Raw genomic sequence first — 2,040 nt, 5'->3', positions numbered from 1 at the left:
CTCATCAAGGAGTCGAATGGCCATATCTCTGAGCTGGTCTACCCGCTCCTTCACCTCCGGGCGGTTCAGCCACAAGTGGTGTCCAGCAAGGTCTGGATTGAGTGCAACGCCTTTAGCTATCGCCAAGAGTACTCTGGCGTTGTAAGTGCCATAGAGTGAGTTCAGGCGTGTTGCCAGCTCAAGCGCCAGATTTGTTGCGGACAGCCGAATAGCCCCTTCAACAGCACCGGTCAGTAAGCCCTCCGTGGGAAAGCTTTTTACGGCCGTCCGTATTTGCTCTCCGTTCGCGTAACAACGCAGATACGCTTCCTGGGAGTAAGCACCCGGTGAGGGCTCAGACAAATAAAGATCTTTCGCCTCTCCCTCACGTGCGGTGCGGTAGGACAGTTGCAGCAGAGCGGCCTGGCAAACGTCCCTGATGATAGGATTTATGGCGCGTGAAACGATCCTTGCAACGGTCGTCCAGGCAGCGTCCTGATCTTGAGCTTCGACGAGTCCCCCGTAGATAGAAATGACCTCTACCAGCGCAGCAGATTCGGGCTCTCGCTGCGCGATCGCCTTGAGCATGACTATCTGGGTCTTGGCAGTTGTCTTGTTCTTTTGCCGAAGACTTTCAAACACCAACTCCATGGGAGCGACGAGGTCTGCCGGGGCAAGCGACTTGATCTCATTGATGATCTTGTCGCGGCCGATATTGTCCCCATCACCGCTGTGATGTTGCTCAAGAGAGGTCACTCGCGCTTATCCCCGCTATTCAATTAACTATTTTGTTGCCGCCTACGTTGTCGCCGCTGCCGCTGTGCGTCTGGTTGACGGTGGTTATAGTGGACGGTGCAACCAGAGCGGCCATCGCGTTGATGTCGCGAATCAGCGTGGAGATTGTCTGAGACTGATCGAGTTGCTGGGATATCGCCTTTTCACTCAGCCCGTCGTGAAGATCAAGCTTGGAAAGCTCGCCAGCAACTGCTTCGGCGACTACGTCTTCTTTGATCCATTGGCCCAGGCGATCCTTCAATGCGCCAGCACTGAGCTTCAGGCCGTTCTTCAGGAGGTCGTAAACAGTACTTGCAATGACTCCGGTGGTAATGAAGTCCATTTCGGAAACTCCTTTATGTGGTGGCTTCTAGCCGGTTGGGCGGAGGGGGAGGCGTTGGAGCAAATGAGGCTCTGATACCAAAATCGTCAGCGAAAGCCGGGCATTCCAAAAAGGGTCGTTGGGGGCAAGCTACGATTTTCAAGCCCTTCTGCATTTCAAAGACTCTGCATCGTCCGACACTTTGGAAACTCCGAACATCCCCAGAACTGCTGTCCTGCCTTCGGTCCCGATTTCACTGTACGAATCAGTAACGCGCTGCCGCATTTCGGCATTGTCGCTCGGCTGTTGGGTCACTACGTTGCTTGACGTTTTGCACATGCTCGCGGTGGGTGGCGAGGGTCGGCGCGCGGCGGCCGGTTTGCAGTGCGAGCAGCATGGCGTCGACTTCAGCCTCGCTAAATAGCGGCCGCTGAAATGACTGGATATAGCGAACAAAGCTGATGCCCTGTGTCACGTTTGCCGGCACTTCGGTTTTGAAGGTGCTGCCGCCGACAAAGGTGATGACCGAGTGCAGGTGCTCCGGGTTTACGCCAAGGGTGGCTTCCAGGGCTTTGAGGTGCTTGTAGTTTTGCCGTAGCGGGTTCTGGAATTTGAAGGTGCGCTTGTAGAGCTTCTGCGTCCACTGCGCCTGTTTCTCGCTGCCGAAGATCCAGCCGCTCATGTTCTTCGTTTCTAGCGCGAAGATGCCGTATGGCGATAGGAATACGTGGTCGATCTGCGTGGTGCCGTCTGGCGTGTTCAGGGTGACGTTATGCAGGCGGCGGTAGGTCTGCTTATCCAGCTGCCAATGGGTAAGCGTCCAGCCAACTCACCTTCCGAACTCCAGCATTAAGGGCGATGGTGTCCGCGTTTTTTAAGCGGACGCGATAGCCCTTATCGCCGGGATTTCCATGCGCCAACGAAGCTCTTACCCCAAACCGTTCAAGGCCCAGGTTGTTCAGGAG

The 2,040-nt window shown here is 55.5% G+C and carries 2 protein-coding genes and 1 pseudogene; all 3 read right to left on the bottom strand.

Features of this window, described 5'->3' with window-relative positions:
* A partial coding sequence (locus tag DQ405_RS26685; protein ID WP_168426489.1) for a hypothetical protein occupies positions 1–735 on the bottom strand: 735 nt, incomplete at its 3' end.
* 19 nt (positions 736–754) lie between these two features.
* A complete protein-coding gene (gapS6a, locus tag DQ405_RS26680) occupies positions 755–1,096 on the bottom strand; it encodes a GapS6a family protein (protein WP_025240247.1) in 342 nt (113 codons plus the stop codon).
* A gap of 155 nt (positions 1,097–1,251) precedes the next feature.
* Positions 1,252–1,886, bottom strand: a pseudogene (locus tag DQ405_RS26675) (NERD domain-containing protein); the annotation flags it as partial.
* Positions 1,887–2,040: the final 154 nt, after the last annotated feature.

It is taken from the genome of Pseudomonas sp. SST3 (assembly GCF_003325755.1).
Note: the sequence above shows the minus strand (reverse complement) of the source record. Positions and strands in the feature narration are given on the sequence as shown.

Bases quoted from the DNA above. Each gene is read 5' to 3' on its own strand.
- gapS6a (WP_025240247.1), bottom strand. From the start codon at position 1,096: ATGGACTTCATTACCACCGGAGTCATTGCAAGTACTGTTTACGACCTC.